The organism is Luteibacter sp. 9135, assembly GCF_000745005.1.
Lineage (GTDB): Bacteria > Pseudomonadota > Gammaproteobacteria > Xanthomonadales > Rhodanobacteraceae > Luteibacter.
This window is the reverse complement of record NZ_JQNB01000001.1, coordinates 1,628,345-1,642,739: the sequence shown is the minus strand read 5'-3', so window position 1 is coordinate 1,642,739 and position 14,395 is coordinate 1,628,345. Positions and strand designations below refer to the sequence as shown.

Annotated in this window: 13 protein-coding genes; 9 read left to right on the top strand and 4 right to left on the bottom strand. The window is 65.2% G+C overall.

The window, feature by feature from the left end; all coding sequences use genetic code 11:
• Positions 1-122 precede the first annotated feature (122 nt).
• From FA89_RS07015 to ppa, 3 genes are all read left to right on the top strand, one after another.
• A complete protein-coding gene (locus FA89_RS07015) occupies positions 123-2,171 on the top strand; it encodes a sodium-translocating pyrophosphatase (protein WP_036139549.1) in 2,049 nt (682 codons plus the stop codon).
• A gap of 106 nt (positions 2,172-2,277) precedes the next feature.
• Positions 2,278-4,404: a prolyl oligopeptidase family serine peptidase gene (locus FA89_RS07010; RefSeq protein WP_036139546.1), complete on the top strand. Its 2,127-nt coding sequence runs from the start codon at positions 2,278-2,280 to the stop codon at positions 4,402-4,404.
• Between the two features lie 95 nt (positions 4,405-4,499).
• Entirely contained in the window at positions 4,500-5,033 is a 534-nt protein-coding gene (ppa, locus tag FA89_RS07005; protein ID WP_036139543.1) for an inorganic diphosphatase, read from the top strand.
• Between the two features lie 197 nt (positions 5,034-5,230).
• On the opposite strand, the gene FA89_RS07000 is transcribed toward ppa, so the two are convergent.
• From FA89_RS07000 to FA89_RS06990, 3 genes are all read right to left on the bottom strand, one after another.
• Positions 5,231-6,250, bottom strand: a complete 1,020-nt coding sequence (locus FA89_RS07000) for a DUF2333 family protein (protein ID WP_036139541.1) — start codon at positions 6,248-6,250, stop codon at positions 5,231-5,233.
• Between the two features lie 66 nt (positions 6,251-6,316).
• Positions 6,317-6,907: a ferritin-like domain-containing protein gene (locus tag FA89_RS06995; RefSeq protein WP_036139540.1), complete on the bottom strand. Its 591-nt coding sequence runs from the start codon at positions 6,905-6,907 to the stop codon at positions 6,317-6,319.
• Between the two features lie 130 nt (positions 6,908-7,037).
• Positions 7,038-7,703, bottom strand: a complete 666-nt coding sequence (locus FA89_RS06990; RefSeq protein WP_036139537.1) for a TetR/AcrR family transcriptional regulator — start codon at positions 7,701-7,703, stop codon at positions 7,038-7,040.
• Between the two features lie 363 nt (positions 7,704-8,066).
• Between FA89_RS06990 and FA89_RS06985 the strand changes: the two genes are divergently transcribed.
• From FA89_RS06985 to FA89_RS06965, 5 genes are all read left to right on the top strand, one after another.
• Positions 8,067-8,726 carry a protein-L-isoaspartate O-methyltransferase family protein gene (locus tag FA89_RS06985; protein ID WP_036139534.1) on the top strand — a complete coding sequence of 220 codons (660 nt, stop codon included), beginning with the start codon at positions 8,067-8,069 and terminating at the stop codon, positions 8,724-8,726.
• 34 nt (positions 8,727-8,760) lie between these two features.
• Positions 8,761-10,119 (top strand): TolC family outer membrane protein, encoded by a 1,359-nt coding sequence (locus tag FA89_RS06980; RefSeq protein WP_036139532.1) that lies wholly within the window; start codon positions 8,761-8,763, stop codon positions 10,117-10,119.
• Between the two features lie 126 nt (positions 10,120-10,245).
• On the top strand, positions 10,246-10,539 hold the full coding sequence (locus tag FA89_RS06975; protein WP_036139530.1) for a hypothetical protein: 294 nt from the start codon (positions 10,246-10,248) through the stop codon (positions 10,537-10,539).
• Positions 10,540-11,050: 511 nt separating this feature from the next.
• Positions 11,051-11,653: a hypothetical protein gene (locus FA89_RS06970; RefSeq protein WP_036139528.1), complete on the top strand. Its 603-nt coding sequence runs from the start codon at positions 11,051-11,053 to the stop codon at positions 11,651-11,653.
• 26 nt (positions 11,654-11,679) lie between these two features.
• Entirely contained in the window at positions 11,680-11,955 is a 276-nt protein-coding gene (locus FA89_RS06965; RefSeq protein WP_036139526.1) for a hypothetical protein, read from the top strand.
• A 73-nt stretch (positions 11,956-12,028) separates the two neighbouring features.
• Here the strand turns inward: FA89_RS06965 and waaA are convergent, their stop codons facing one another.
• Positions 12,029-13,294, bottom strand: coding sequence for a lipid IV(A) 3-deoxy-D-manno-octulosonic acid transferase (gene waaA / locus FA89_RS06960; protein ID WP_036143834.1), 1,266 nt, complete (start codon positions 13,292-13,294; stop codon positions 12,029-12,031).
• 79 nt (positions 13,295-13,373) lie between these two features.
• On the opposite strand from waaA, the gene lpxL reads away from it, so the two are divergent.
• Complete coding sequence (gene lpxL / locus FA89_RS06955; RefSeq protein WP_081916379.1) at positions 13,374-14,291, top strand: LpxL/LpxP family Kdo(2)-lipid IV(A) lauroyl/palmitoleoyl acyltransferase; 918 nt, start codon at positions 13,374-13,376, stop codon at positions 14,289-14,291.
• Positions 14,292-14,395 lie beyond the last annotated feature (104 nt).

Sequence of the window (14,395 nt, the reverse complement as noted above, 5' to 3'; positions counted from 1 at the left end):
TTCCCCGTGGCAAAGCCAAAAAAGCGCATACCCCTCCTTGCGCAGCGCACAACACCTTCCACCGCCTCCGATGCCTATACTCGGGCCGGGCCCTGCCGGGCTCCCACCATGGGGAGGCTACGATGCTGCAGCAGTACGCTTTGTGGATCGCGCTGGCATGCGCGCTCGTTGCGATTGTGTATGGCGCATTCTCGGTCAGATGGGTATTGGCCCAATCGCCCGGCAACGCTCGCATGCAGGAGATCGCCGCGGCGATCCAGGAAGGCGCCCGCGCCTACCTCAATCGCCAGTACGCCACCATCGGTGCCGTCGGCATCGTCCTCTTCCTTCTTATCGGCCTCTTCCTCGACTGGGGCACCGCGGTAGGTTTCGCACTCGGTGCCGTGCTCTCGGGAGCGACCGGCTACATCGGCATGAACGTGTCGGTTCGCGCCAACGTACGCACCGCCGAGGCCGCCCGTAGCGGTCTTTCTTCTGCCCTGGCGGTGGCCTTCCGTGGTGGCGCGGTCACCGGCATGCTGGTGGTCGGCCTGGGCCTGCTCGGCGTGGCCGGCTATTACGGCGTGCTGTTGCATATGGGTTACGAGCGTACGCATGCACTGCATGCACTGGTCGGCTTTGCCTTCGGCTCCTCGCTGATCTCCATCTTCGCGCGGCTGGGCGGCGGCATCTTCACCAAGGGTGCCGACGTGGGTGCGGACCTGGTCGGCAAGGTGGAAGCCGGCATTCCCGAGGACGACCCGCGCAACCCGGCGGTGATCGCGGATAACGTGGGCGACAACGTCGGCGACTGCGCGGGCATGGCGGCGGATCTCTTCGAGACCTATGCGGTGACGCTGATCGCCACGATGCTGCTGGGCGGTGTGATGGCCACCGAGGTCGGGCCGTCCGGCGTGCTCTATCCGCTGGTGCTGGGCGGTGCGTCGATCGTGGCGTCGGTGATCGGCACGTTCTTCGTCAAGAACCGCGGCGGCAAGATCATGAATGCGCTGTATGCCGGCGTGTTCGTCTCGGCGCTGCTCGCAGCGATCGCGTTCTGGCCGATCACGCAGTCGATGATGGCGGATTCGTCGTTCGGGCCGACCCGGCTGTTCGGCTGCACGATCATCGGGCTGGTGCTCACCGGCGCCATCGTGGTCATCACCGAGTACTACACCGCCACCGAGTACGGACCCGTGCGACATGTCGCGCAATCGTCCACCACCGGTCACGCGACCAACATCATCGCGGGGCTGGGCGTGTCGATGAAGTCCACCGCGCTGCCCGTACTGGCAGTGTGCGCGGCGATCTGGGGCGCACACACCCTGGCCGGCCTCTACGGCATCGCCATCGCGGCTACCGCCATGCTCAGCATGACCGGCATGGTGGTGGCGCTGGATGCGTACGGCCCCATCACCGACAACGCCGGCGGCATCGCCGAGATGGCCGAACTGCCGGCCGAGGTGCGCGGCGTCACCGACCCGCTGGACGCCGTGGGCAACACCACCAAGGCGGTGACCAAGGGCTATGCGATCGGTTCCGCCGGCCTGGCCGCCCTGGTGCTGTTCGCCGACTACACGCACAACCTCAACCTGCATTTCGGCGGCACGGAGGTGCGCTTCGACCTGTCCAATCACTACGTGATCATTGGCCTGCTGATCGGCGGCCTGATCCCGTATCTTTTTGCGGCCATGGCGATGGAAGCGGTGGGCCGCGCGGCCGGTGCCGTGGTGGAGGAAGTGCGCCGGCAGTTCCGCGAGATCGCCGGGATCATGGAGGGCACCACGCGCCCGGATTACTCGCGGGCCGTGGACATGCTGACCCGCTCGGCGATCCGCGAGATGCTGGTGCCCTCGCTGCTGCCGGTGCTGGTACCGGTGGTGGTGATCTTCGGCTTCAAGTGGCTGGGCGGACCGGAGGCCGGGGCCCAGGCGCTGGGTGGCGTGCTGATCGGCACCATCGTCACCGGCCTGTTCGTGGCGATCTCCATGACCACCGGCGGCGGCGCCTGGGACAACGCCAAGAAGTACATCGAGGACGGCCACTTCGGCGGCAAGGGCTCCGAGGCCCATAAGGCGGCGGTCACCGGGGACACGGTGGGCGACCCTTACAAGGACACGGCGGGCCCGGCAGTCAACCCGCTGATCAAGATCATCAATATCGTGGCCTTGCTGCTGATTCCGTTGCTGTGATCGTAGGGCGGGGGCCGCCCAGGCCCTCTAGCCCGGAAGTCATGGGTCGCGGGCCCCTCGCCGTGCGCTAAGGTCGGGGCCCGTTCTGCCTCACGGATACGATCCCATGCAACGACGCTGGATTGCGCTGGCCATCGCCCTTACCTTCATGGGCATGACCCAAGCCCATGATGCCCCCAAGACCCCTTCCGGCCAGGCCGCCACGGCCGCCGGCGACGACGAAAACCTCTGGCTCGACGACATCGACGGCGCCAAGCCGCTCGCATGGGTCAAGGAGCGCAACGCGGAGACCGTGGCGAAATACGCCAAGAGCGAGGCCTTCACCTCGCTGGACGCGCGCCTGCTCGAAGTGCTCGACTCCGAAGCCCGCATTCCCATGGTCTCCAAGATCGGCGACCACTTCTACAACTTCTGGCGCGACAAGGCCCACCCCAAGGGGCTGTGGCGGCGCACCACGCTGGCGGAATACCGCAAGGACAACCCGGCCTGGGAAACCGTGATCGACCTGGACGCGCTGTCCGCGTCCGAAAAGGAAAACTGGGTGTGGCACGGCGCGCAATGCCTGCGGCCGTCCAACCGCCGCTGCCTGGTCTCGCTCTCGCGCGCCGGCGCCGATGCCGACGTGATCCGCGAGTTCGACCTCACCACGCGCACCTTCATCAAGGATGGCTTCACCCTGCCCGAGGCCAAGACCCAGGTCGCCTGGATCGACGACGACCACCTGTTCGTCGCCACCGACTTCGGCCCGGGCTCACTGACCGAGTCCAGCTACCCGCGCATCGTGAAGGAATGGAAGCGCGGTACGCCGCTGTCGTCCGCCACCACGGTGTACGAAGGCACCGCCAAGGACATGTCGATCTCGGCCTATCGTGACCTCACGCCCGGTTTCCAGCGCGATTTCGTGCAGCGGGCGCTGGAGTTCTACAACACCGAGACCTTCCTGCGCGGCAAAGACGGCAAGCTGGTCAAGATCGACGTACCCAACGACGCCGAGACGGATGTGGAGCGCGAATGGCTGCTGGTCGAGCCACGCACGGCGTGGACCGTAGGCGGCACCACCTACCCGTCCGGTTCGCTGGTGGCCACGAAGTTCGACGACTTCATGGCCGGCAAGCGCGAGTTCACCGTGTTGTTCACGCCGGACGAGCACAGCTCGCTGTCGGGCCACTCGTGGACGCGCCATCACCTGATCCTCAACGTGATGCGCGACGTGGTCAGCCAGATCCAGATCTTGACCCCGAGTGCGAAAGGCCCCTGGACGAGCGAATCGCTGGGTGGCGCGCCGCCGCTGAGCACGATGGAAGCTGGCGGGATCGATGCCGATGACTCGGACGAGTACTTCCTCACGGTATCCGGCTTCCTCCAGCCCACCACGCTGTACTACGGCGTGCTCGGCCAGGGCGAACGCTCGGCCATCAAGCACAGCCCGGCGTTCTTCGACGCGTCGAAGTTCGCGGTCAGCCAGCATTTCGCCACCTCCAAGGACGGCACCAAGGTGCCCTACTTCGAGATCGCCCCGAAAGACCTGAAAGCCGACGGTAATAACCCGACCCTGGTCTACGGCTACGGCGGTTTCGAGATCCCGCTGCAACCGGCCTATTCCGGCGGCGTCGGCCGCGCCTGGCTGGAGAAGGGCGGCGTGTATGTCATCGCCAACATCCGTGGCGGCGGCGAGTACGGCCCGCGCTGGCACCAGGCGGCCCTCAAGGCCAACCGTCCGCGCGCCTACGAGGATTTCGCGGCGGTGTCGCAGGACCTGATCGACCGCAAGATCACCAGCCCGAAGCACATGGGCATGATGGGCGGCAGCAACGGCGGCCTGCTGGCCGGCAACATGCTGACCCGCTACCCGCAGCTCTACGGTGCGGTGGTCAGCCAGGTCGCCCTGCTCGACATGAAGCGCTACACCCATATGTCGGCAGGCGCCTCGTGGATGGCCGAATTCGGCGATCCGGACAAGCCGGAAGAGTGGAAGTACATCCAGACCTTCTCGCCGTACCACAACCTGCACAAGGGCACCCACTATCCGGCCGTGCTGTTCACCACCTCCACGCGCGACGACCGCGTGGGCCCGGTGCACGCGCGCAAGATGGCCGCCCGCATGCAGGCCATGGGCCTGGACGCCTCGCTGTATGAAAACCTCGAGGGCGGCCATGGCGCGGCGGCGGACAACAAGCAGTCGGCCTTAATGAATGCACTGGCCTATACCTATCTCTGGGACCACCTGAAGTAGCCGCCGGGGCCGCCTGGCGCCGCTTTTGCGGCGCGGGCGGCTAGGCCGTATCCTATTCGGCCGCTTCCCTCCCCTATTACTCGTCAAGGAATCCCATGGGTCTGCATCTCGTTCCCGCCGGCAAGAACGTACCGGACGAAATCAACGTCATCATCGAAATCCCCAAGGATGCCGAGCCGGTCAAGTACGAAGTGGACAAGGAAAGCGGCGCGATCTTCGTCGACCGCATCCTCTCCACGCCCATGCGCTACCCCTGCAACTACGGCTACGTGCCGGGCACGCTCGGTGGCGACGGCGATCCGCTGGACGCGCTGGTGATCCTGCCGCTGTCGCTGGTTCCCGGCTCGGTGATCCGCTGCCATCCGGTCGGCATGCTCAAGATGAGCGACGAGGCAGGCGCCGATGAGAAGCTGGTGGTGGTTCCGGTGGAAAAGGTGTTCGCCGGCTACTCGCACATCAAGGATATCGACAAGGTGTCCGGCCATTGGCTGGAGCGCATCGGCCACTTCTTCGAGCACTACAAGGACCTGGAGAAGGGCAAGTGGGTCAAGGTTGAAGGCTGGGTCGGCGCGGATGAGGCCAAGGCGGAAATCGTGGCTGGCATGGCTCGGTATAAGGCGGACCATTAAGCTCGCCTAGGCGGCTATGGCGCACAGTGCGCTTTTGCATGTACGTTTATCGCCCACATCGTGGGCTCCTACAGCGCGCGTGTAGGAGCCCACGATGTGGGCGATAAACGTTTCGTGGCCCGACGTTGTCGCTTGATCTACGTCGACGCACGTCGTTTTTCGCGCACATCGTGCGCTCCTACACGGCGTTGTTCGGGTTAGCCGCGGCCTAGCAGCGTGCGCAGGTCGATGATGGCGGCGTTGGCGCGGGAGATGTAATTGGCCATCACCAGCGAGTGGTTGGCGAAGAAGCCGAACGGCGCGCCGTTGAGCACCACGGGGCTGCCCAGGTCTTTCTGCGATTCTTCCAGCTCGCGGATCACCTGCTCCAGACTGGCGTCGGCGTTCTTGCTGCGCAGGATGGGGGCGAAATCGTGGCGGATCGCCTTGAGCTGCTCCAGTAGTGCCCAGGTATAGCCACGCGCCTCGTAGAAGTTGTCGTCGATCTTGTTCCAGGGCGTCTTGACGTACACCGCCTTGGCAGGACCGGCCGTGCCACCGACGTCGGCGTTGGGCGCCGCATCCACTTTCAGCTGGCCTGCAGCGGCGGACAACCGCTGCGACAGTGAGCCGAGACGACCCGAGACCGTCTGCAGGTAGTCGGCCAGGTTATCGGCGCGAGCATAGAAATGCGCGTTCGCATCCTCGGCGTCGCTCAGGCGGCCCAGGTAGTTTTCCAGGTCGTCCACGGCCTTACCGTACTGCGATTCCGAACTGGGCAGCAGCCAGCGATCGTTCGGGCTATTGAGCAGCGGATCGGCCTCGCCCAGGGCCTTGTCTTCCGTGGATTGCGTCTGCGAGCGGCTCAGGTCGTTGCGCAGCGCACGCGAGAGATCGCGCGACGCCGTCAGCGAGCCGAATTCCCAGTTGGGCACGTTGTCCATGAACACGCCGGGCGGCATCTTGTCGTTGCTGAGGTAGCCGCCACGCTTGGTCATCAGCGTGTCGACCGACCGGATCAGCGTGTATGTGGTGACCGCGCCGGTGGCCATGGGCCGGCCAATGTCCTTCATATGCGCGGTGGTGACCGCGACCGGATCGAACTGTTCCGGCTCCTTGTCCCACCACCACATGAAGAACAGCATGACCAGCAGCAGGATCGCCACCAGGGTGGCGACCAGCAGGCCGATCGGGTTTTGCTTTCGCCGGGACGGCGCGGGAGTGGCGGTCGCATTCATGATGTCTTTCCTTATCGTCGCGAACGTGAGCGCCTAGCTTACCTAATCGATGCCGGGAGGACCGGATCAGTGCGAGGACGACTGGGACGGCTCCCAGGCCTGCACCGGCTCTCCCTTCGCACCCAGGTTCTCCAGCAGGGTCGCCATATCCTCGGCGTGCTCTTCTTCCTGGGCCAGGATGTCTTCCATGATGCGGCGCGTGGTCGGGTCGTCGTCACCGATGTACTGGACGATCTCGCGGTAGCTGTCGATGGCGATGCGCTCGGCCACCAGGTCTTCCTTGATCATCTCCACCAGCGTGGTGCCTTCCACGTAATCCGCGTGGCTGCGTGAGAGCAAGCCTTCCGGATTAAAATTGGGCGTGCCGTCCAGCTGGGTAATGCGCTCGGCGATGCGGTCGGCGTGCTCCTGCTCCTCGCGCGCATGCTCCAGGAATTCCGACTTCACGCTCTGGGAATGGATGCCCGGCGCCATGTAGTAGTGATACTTGTAGCGCAGCACGCAGACGATCTCGGTGGCGAGCGCTTCGTTCAACAGCTTGATCACCGTTTCGCGATCGGCGCGGTAGCCCGCCGTCACGGCACCATCGTCGATGTGCTCGCGGGCGCGCTTGCGGATGTTCTCGATATCGCTGATGAACGGCTTCGTCGTGGCCATGGCCTGGTCTCCTGGGAGAGTGGGTAGGGCCACGACGGTAGGGACGTTACTGGGAAAGCCGGGTGAAGAATGAGCGGGGTGAGAATCGTCCGCATTACGCGGACTTAGCTGCGGAATGCGCCGTCCCGCGTCACACCTTCGCCGTGCGCGGCTGGTAAGCGTTGAGGAACATTTCCACGGCCGCCAATGCATTGGCATTGACCTCCTCGGCAAACTGCACCGCGCAGTCCTCGCAACCGAACAGGCGACGGATCAGCAGGTCGCCCTTAAGGAGCGCGAGGAACTGCGTGCTGGCCCGCGACACATCGGGAATCTCCAGCTGGCCGCGCGCCACGGCGCCTTCGAACAACCGCTGCACCAGCTTGTGCATGCGGGCCGGGCCTTCTTCCCAGACCAGGCGACCGAATCGCGGATTGCCGCCCGACTGGCAATCCGAGAGGATCGCCCGGAACGTGCCGACAGTCTCCGTGTTGGTTTCCATCGCCGCGTGCCGGCTGGCAATGTTGGTCAACGTGACACGGATATCGGCGCCCTGGCTGAAATCGAACAGGTCGTCCGGGAGGCGCTCCTGCACGTGTGCACGGATCACTTCACGGAACAGGTTGTCCTTGTCGCCGAAGTGGCTGTACACGGTCAACTTGGACACACCCGCTGCTGCAGCCACGGCATCCATGCTCGTGCCGGCGAAGCCACCCTGTGTGAACAGTGCCTTGGCCGCCTCGAGAATGGCCGCGCGCTTTTCCATGTCCTTGGGACGACCAGGGCCCTGCGGCTTCATTTTCGGGCTGGCGTTCATGGCTGCACCTTCACAAACTGAAAATATGACTTTATTATACGCAGCGGTTCAGTTATTTCCACTTTTCCTGCGGCGCATGCCGACAAGGGTGGAGACGACCGAAAGGCTGTCCTTCGTGGCTCGGAATGAAATGGGGTCGCCCTCGGGCGAAACCCAAGGCGTTCAGGGGCTTGCGGTCGCGGCTGTTCAGGCAGGAGCGAGCGAAAGCGCCCATGGGGGTGACTTCCGTCAGCCCCATCCGGTGACTTCCGGCACTTAGTCGGGACACCACCGTAGCCGCAGCCTTTGATCCATTGGGAAAACGGGCGCTAAGCGCTTATCCTTTCGAACCTTTTTCAGCTTTTTTGTACGGAACCCGACACCATGGCGATGAATTTCGAACAGGCACGGCAGAACATGGTCGAGAACCAGGTCCGCCCCTGGGAAGTGCTCGACGCCGACGTCCTGGAGACGCTCAAGGGCGTTCGCCGCGAGGATTTCGTCGCGCCGGCCCACCGTAACGTGGCCTTTGCCGACCTCACCCTGGCCCTGGGCCATGGCGAGGTCATGATGAAACCCGTCGTGGAAGGCCGCGTGCTGCAAGCCCTGGAACTGAAGAAGACCGACGAGGTGCTGGAAATCGGCACCGGCTCCGGCTTCCTCACCGCCTGCCTGGCCCGTCTTGCCGGCAAGGTCACCAGCATCGACATGCATGCCGACTTCGTGGACGCGGCGCGCGAGCGCCTGGCCGCTGCGGCGGTCACCAATGTCACGGTCGAAACGGCCGAAGCGGTCAACGGCTACACCCCGGCGGGCGTTTTCGATGCCGTCGTGATCACCGCCGCGGTGCATTCGGTGCCCGAGAAATTCGTGCGCTGGCTGAAGCCGGGCGGGCGCATGTTCGTCGTACGCGGCGACTCCCCCGCGCAGACGGCGGTGCTCCTTACCCATGAGGGCGAGGGCCGCTTCCGTGAAGAGTCGCTGTTCGAAACGGACCTTCCCTACCTGGCGCATGCCGCGCCGGTGAAGCGCTTCGTGCTCTGACCCCCAGATTTTCCATTACCCACGAGGCGAAACCATGCGCTTGAAGCTGCTCACCGTCGCGCTGGCACTGGCCGCGATGCCTTTCGCGAGCCACGCCGAAGACCTGCTCGACGCCTACCGCCAGGCCCGGGCCAACGATCCGGTGCTGTCGCAGGCCGATTCCAACCGGCTCGCCACGGGCGAGACCGTCGTGCAGAGCCGTGCGCTGCTGCTGCCGCAGGTCAGCGCACAGTTGCAGCTGAGCCAGTCGGAGCCGAACGGGAGAGAACCCCTCGTCCTGAACGACGGCACTGTGGTCAGTAACGACATCGGTCATACCCGCACGCGCAGCTCCAGCCTTTCGGTCTCCCAGAGCGTGGTCGATTTCAGCCGCTACGCGGACCTGAAGGCCTCGAAGTCGTCTTCCGAAGCGCAGGACGCCACCTACGAAGCTGCCCTCCAGCAGCTGTCGACACGCGTGGCCACCGCCTACTTCCAGGTGCTGACCAACGACGACGCGCTGACCTTCGCCAAGGCCAACGAGCAGGCGCTCGCCCGCCAGTTGGAGCAGGCGCAGCAGCGTTTCGATGTCGGCCTGTCCGCCATCACCGACGTGCAGGATGCCAAGGCGCAGCACGATACCGCCGTGGCCTCGGTGATCACCGCCGAGAACACGCTGGCCGATTCGCGCGAGGCCCTGACCCAGATCACCGGCAAGCCGTCGGACAACCTGAAGAAGCTGCGTGAGCAGCTGCCGATGGATCCGCCCACGCCCAACGATCCAAAGGCCTGGGTGGCCGAGGCGGTCAAGAGCAATCCGACCATCCTCGCTTCGCAGTACAACGTCGAGTCCGCGGAACACAGCATTTCCTCGGCCCGCGCCGCGCATCTACCCACACTGGATGCCACCGCCGGCTACAGCAAGAGCACCGCCTGGACCCAGAATGCGGGGACGCTTTCGTCCAGCAACACCAGCAGCAACGGCCGTGGCGGCACCACCGTCGGCCTGACCTTGAGCGTGCCTATCTTCTCCGGCGGCGCCACCCAGTCGCGCGTGCGCCAGTCGATCTACCAGCGCGATTCCGCACAGGATTCCCTGGAAAGCTCACGCCGCCAGGTGGTTCGCGACACGCTCAACTACTACCGATCCGTGGTCGCTGGCATCAGCAAGGTCGAGGCCACCAAGGCGGCCGTCGAGTCGTCGGAAAGCGCGCGTGACGCCACGCAGGCCGGCTTCGAGGTCGGTACCCGCACCATCGTCGACGTGCTGATCGCCCAGCAGAACCTGACCTCTGCGCTCAGCGACTACTCGCAGGCCCGCCACCAGTTCATCCTCGACAAGCTGCTGCTGAAGCAGACCGCCGGCACGGTGGACGTCAAGGACCTCGAAGCGATCAACGCGCTACTGCAGTAACGCATCGCAGAAGGGCCCGAAGCGACGGGACGACATACAAAGTCGCCCGGGCCCTACATCGATGCGGCGCGTGGGAAAGCCATACTTTGCATGCCCATCCGGGCATGACTCAGTAAAGGACTACCCATGAAAATGCATGCAGCAGGTCTGGCCGCCTTGATGGCCTTCGTTCCCACCATCGCGCTGGCCACCGGCACGGCCACTACGTCGCACACCGACCATGTCATCTCGGTGGAAAAAGGCAACGCCGTCGAGCGCGTGGCCCGCGACATGGCACACGCCGAACTGGAGCAGGCCTGCGCCAGCAAGGGTGGCTCCATCGTTCAGGTGACTTACAAGAGCACGCCGATCTGGGGCGGTTCCCACCCAGTCACGCGCGTGCAGGCCACGGCGGTATGCCGGGTAAGCGGCGCAGAGTGATTCGGTCATGGGCGGGCGGATTGCCCGCCCATCTTTATACGCGCGACGATGATCTGCCCCCACATCCATCCATGGACGAACATGGACCGTCTCCTCTTTAGCAAGGTCGAGGCCACCAAGGCCGCGGTCGAGTCGTCCGCCACCAGTTCATCCTCGACAAGTTGCTGCTGAAGCAGACCGCCGGCACGGTGGACGTCAAGGACCTCGAAGCGATCAACGCGCTACTGCAGTAGCAGCGCACGCACGTGCGCGACATGTGTTGAGGCCGAACCTTGGAGCTGCCGCGCCAGCTCAGGGGTCATCGAGAAACGATTCGCGCACGTGCGTGCGCTCCTACGGGTCGGTCTCAACCCAGGTCGCGTACACAGAAGAACGGGCCCTCGCGGGCCCGTTTTTTTTGTGTACCAGAGCGCCGCCTACACTCACACGCGCAATGGGCTTACAGCCGGCCGCGGGCGAGCCATAGATCATGGGCAGGCCCAACCGGGCCAAGCCACGACCAAGGACGATCATGATCCGAACCAGCCTGTTCTCCGCCGCCGCGATACTCGCGGCATCCTCCGTTTTTGCAGAGGCGACATCGCCCTCGCCAGGCCGCGAGCCGAAAATCGTCGAGCAGGAAAGTGCCGTCGCGTTCGAATACGACGTCCGCAACAAGGGCGTGCTCGGTTCGTTCAGGCCGACCTATGAAGCCCTGTGGGCGGCCACGATGAAGAACTGCGACGCGCGGGGTGGTTATCTCGCCGAGTACCACGACGGCTTCAAGCGTAAGTATGTGGATACACGGGAAGGCGGCGTGCGCAGCAATGCCTACGCCACCTGCCGCATCGACGTGCCGGAAGAGCCGGCGCTCACCGGCAGCGAACCCACGCCCTTGGCCACCATCGCCCTGGGCACGGGCCTCGACGGGACGAAGGGACTCGTCGAAGCCTCGGGCAACAAGCGCCTGGCCTATCTCGCCGTTCGCGAAAAGGTCTTCCAGACCTGTCTCGACAACGATCGCCGCGTGCGCTTCATGAGCGTGGCGACCACGCCGAAACCAAACGGCGATACGACCGTGGAAGCCCGCTTCGCCTGCAACTCCGCCATGAACGCGTCGCCGCAGCGCGATTGAATCCCCCGTCTGAAAAGGATTTCCCCATGAAAGCACTCATCATTACCGGCCTGCTGATGGCCGGCAACGCCACCGCAGCCACCGCCGCGCCGCAGCCGTCGAACGTCACCCGCGAGTCGGTCGAGATTCTCCGCGGCCAGCTCGACGGCTTCGATCGTGTGGCGACCCAGAGACAGCTGCTCGACGCGATCGAGCGCGAGTGCGCGTCGATCGGCGGCACGGTGACGGACTACCACGTGATCGCTACCCCATCGAGCCTGGGCTTCAAGTTCGATGCCGAGGTGACCTGCCGTATCCGCTGACACGTCACCGCCCCTGATCAGGATGATCTGGCTCCGCTATGCGGAGATGCCCTGAGCGGACGCGGAGCCGCGCTTACTCCTGAAGCAGCGTATCGACCAGATCCATCACCTTGCCCACCGAGCCGCGCTCGCTGTCGAAGACATAGCGCGCGCGGTCTCCCATGTGCTCGCGCCGCTCGCGGTCACGCAACAGCGCCAGCACCTGCCCGCCCAGCGCGTCGCCGTCCTTCACCCGCTGGCCGCCGCCTTCGTCGAGCAGCGCCTGGGTGATCTCCTCGAAATTGAAGGTGTACGGCCCGACCAGCACGGGCTTGTTCAACGCCGCCGGTTCCAGCACGTTGTGCCCGCCGATGGATACCAGGCTGCCGCCGACGAAGGCCACGTCGGACGCGGCGAAAAAGCGCAGCAACTCACCCATCGAGTCGATGACGAAGCACTGCGTGGCATGCCCGGGAACGCCGTCGCCGCTGCGCGTGCCGACCTGGAAACCGAGGCTGCGCACCGAGGACTCCACGGCCTTGAACCGCTCCGGATGGCGGGGCGCGATCAGCAGCAGGGCATCCGGCAGGCGGCGCATCACGGCCAGGTGAGCCTCGAGCACGCACATTTCCTCGCCCTCGTGCGTGCTGGCGGCGATCCACACCGGGCGTCCCGTGCCCCATGCTTCACGCATGGCCAGTCCGGCCTGCAGGGCAGAATCCGGCACCGGCATGTCGAACTTGAGATTGCCGCACACGGTGAGCTGGCTGGGCTCCGCGCCCAGCAGCCGGTAACGCGCGGCATCCGTGCGCGACTGCGCGGCAATGTGGCTGACGCAACGCAGCGCCCGGCGCACCAGCGAACTCATGCGCGCGTAACCGCGCAGCGAGCGCTCGGACAGCCGGGCATTGGCGATCAGCAGCGGGATGCCGTGCTTGCGGCAGGCGAAATACAGGTTGGGCCAGATCTCCGTCTCGACGATGACGGCCAGCCTCGGCCGCGTGCTGCGCAGGAAGCGCCTCACCGCGAAGGGCAGGTCGTACGGCAGGTAGACGCTGTGCACGGTGTCGCCGAACAACTGCCGTACGCGCTCGGAGCCCGTGGGGGTGACCGTGGTGACCAGCATGGGGGCGTGCGGATAGGACGCCATCAACGCCTTGACCAGGGGCTCGGCCGCGTTCACCTCGCCTACCGATACCGCGTGCACCCAGAGGCAGCCCGCCAGCCGGGGTTCGGGGAAGCGACCGAAGCGCTCGCGCCAGCGCACGTGGTAGTCGCCATAGCGCATGCCCCGCGCCATCAGGCGCAGCATCACGAGCGGGGTGAACAGGTACATCGCGAAGTTGTAGAGCACACGCAGCAGCACGCGAATCCCTGTTTGGTACGTGGCCCGTCAGTATAGCCGCGCCCATTCGTTACAATGGGCGGACATGCCTGGTATGCCCCGCCCCACCCTCACGCGTCACCTGCTCTCGCCCCGTCAATGGCCGGCGTGGGCCGGGGTGGGCTTCATCTGGCTGATCGCCCACCTGCCCTTCCGCTGGCTGATGCGGCTGGGGCGCCTGGCCGGCCGGCTCGCGCTGCACCTGAATCCGGAACGCCGGCGCATCGCCGCGACCAACATCGCCCTGTGCTTCCCCGAGCTGGACGCCGACGCGCAAAAGGCCCTGGTCCGCGCCAATCTGTGTGACGTAGGCATGATGCTGGCCGAATTCGCCCTGGGCTGGATGGGCTCGGACCGGGCCATCGCGCGCGTACCGGTGACCGTCGAGGGCCTGGAGCACCTCGAGGCCGCCCGCGCCGCCGGCCGAGGGGTACTGCTGGTGGGGGGGCACTTCTCGCACCTGGAGCTGAGCGCCCGCCTGGTTTCCTCGCGTATCCGCATCGCCGGCATGTACCGGCGCATGGACTCCGAGGTGTTCGAGTTCGCGGTGCTGCGCGCGCGCCTGCATTACGCGGAAGCCATGTTCGACAAGGACGATATCCGCGGCAGCGTGCGCTACCTCAAGGCGGGCGGCACGCTGTGGTACGCGCCCGACCAGGACATGCGCAGCAAGGACAACGTGTTCGTGCCGTTCTTCGGCGTTCCCGCCGCCACGATCACCGCGACGCATCACCTGGCCCGGCTATCCAACGCGCTGGTCATTCCGTTCTATCACCGCCGCCTGCCGGACGATGCCGGTTACGTCATGCGCCTGGGCGCGCCGCTGGACGACTTCCCCAGTCAGGACGCAGCAAGCGACACGGCGCGCGTCAACGCGCAGATCGAACAGATGGCACGCGAAGCGCCCGAGCAGTATCTCTGGGTGCACAAGCGGTTCAAGACGCGACCGCCGGGTGCCGCAAAAATCTACTGAGACTTTCGCCGGGCTTTCGTAAGGAGTAACGCCTACACGGCCCTCGGATTTCGTCGTAAAGAACGAAAGCCTCGCGAAAAAACACGCGCGTAAAACGTCCGTCG

Coding starts and splice junctions, on each gene's coding strand:
- FA89_RS07000 (WP_036139541.1), bottom strand. CDS start 6,250: ATGAATGCGACCGCCACTCCCGCGCCGTCCCGGCGAAAGCAAAACCCG.
- FA89_RS07015 (WP_036139549.1), top strand. CDS start 123: ATGCTGCAGCAGTACGCTTTGTGGATCGCGCTGGCATGCGCGCTCGTT.
- ppa (WP_036139543.1), top strand. CDS start 4,500: ATGGGTCTGCATCTCGTTCCCGCCGGCAAGAACGTACCGGACGAAATC.
- FA89_RS06980 (WP_036139532.1), top strand. CDS start 8,761: ATGCGCTTGAAGCTGCTCACCGTCGCGCTGGCACTGGCCGCGATGCCT.
- FA89_RS06975 (WP_036139530.1), top strand. CDS start 10,246: ATGAAAATGCATGCAGCAGGTCTGGCCGCCTTGATGGCCTTCGTTCCC.
- FA89_RS07010 (WP_036139546.1), top strand. CDS start 2,278: ATGCAACGACGCTGGATTGCGCTGGCCATCGCCCTTACCTTCATGGGC.
- FA89_RS06995 (WP_036139540.1), bottom strand. CDS start 6,907: ATGGCCACGACGAAGCCGTTCATCAGCGATATCGAGAACATCCGCAAG.
- FA89_RS06965 (WP_036139526.1), top strand. CDS start 11,680: ATGAAAGCACTCATCATTACCGGCCTGCTGATGGCCGGCAACGCCACC.
- FA89_RS06985 (WP_036139534.1), top strand. CDS start 8,067: ATGGCGATGAATTTCGAACAGGCACGGCAGAACATGGTCGAGAACCAG.
- lpxL (WP_081916379.1), top strand. CDS start 13,374: ATGCCCCGCCCCACCCTCACGCGTCACCTGCTCTCGCCCCGTCAATGG.
- FA89_RS06970 (WP_036139528.1), top strand. CDS start 11,051: ATGATCCGAACCAGCCTGTTCTCCGCCGCCGCGATACTCGCGGCATCC.
- FA89_RS06990 (WP_036139537.1), bottom strand. CDS start 7,703: ATGAACGCCAGCCCGAAAATGAAGCCGCAGGGCCCTGGTCGTCCCAAG.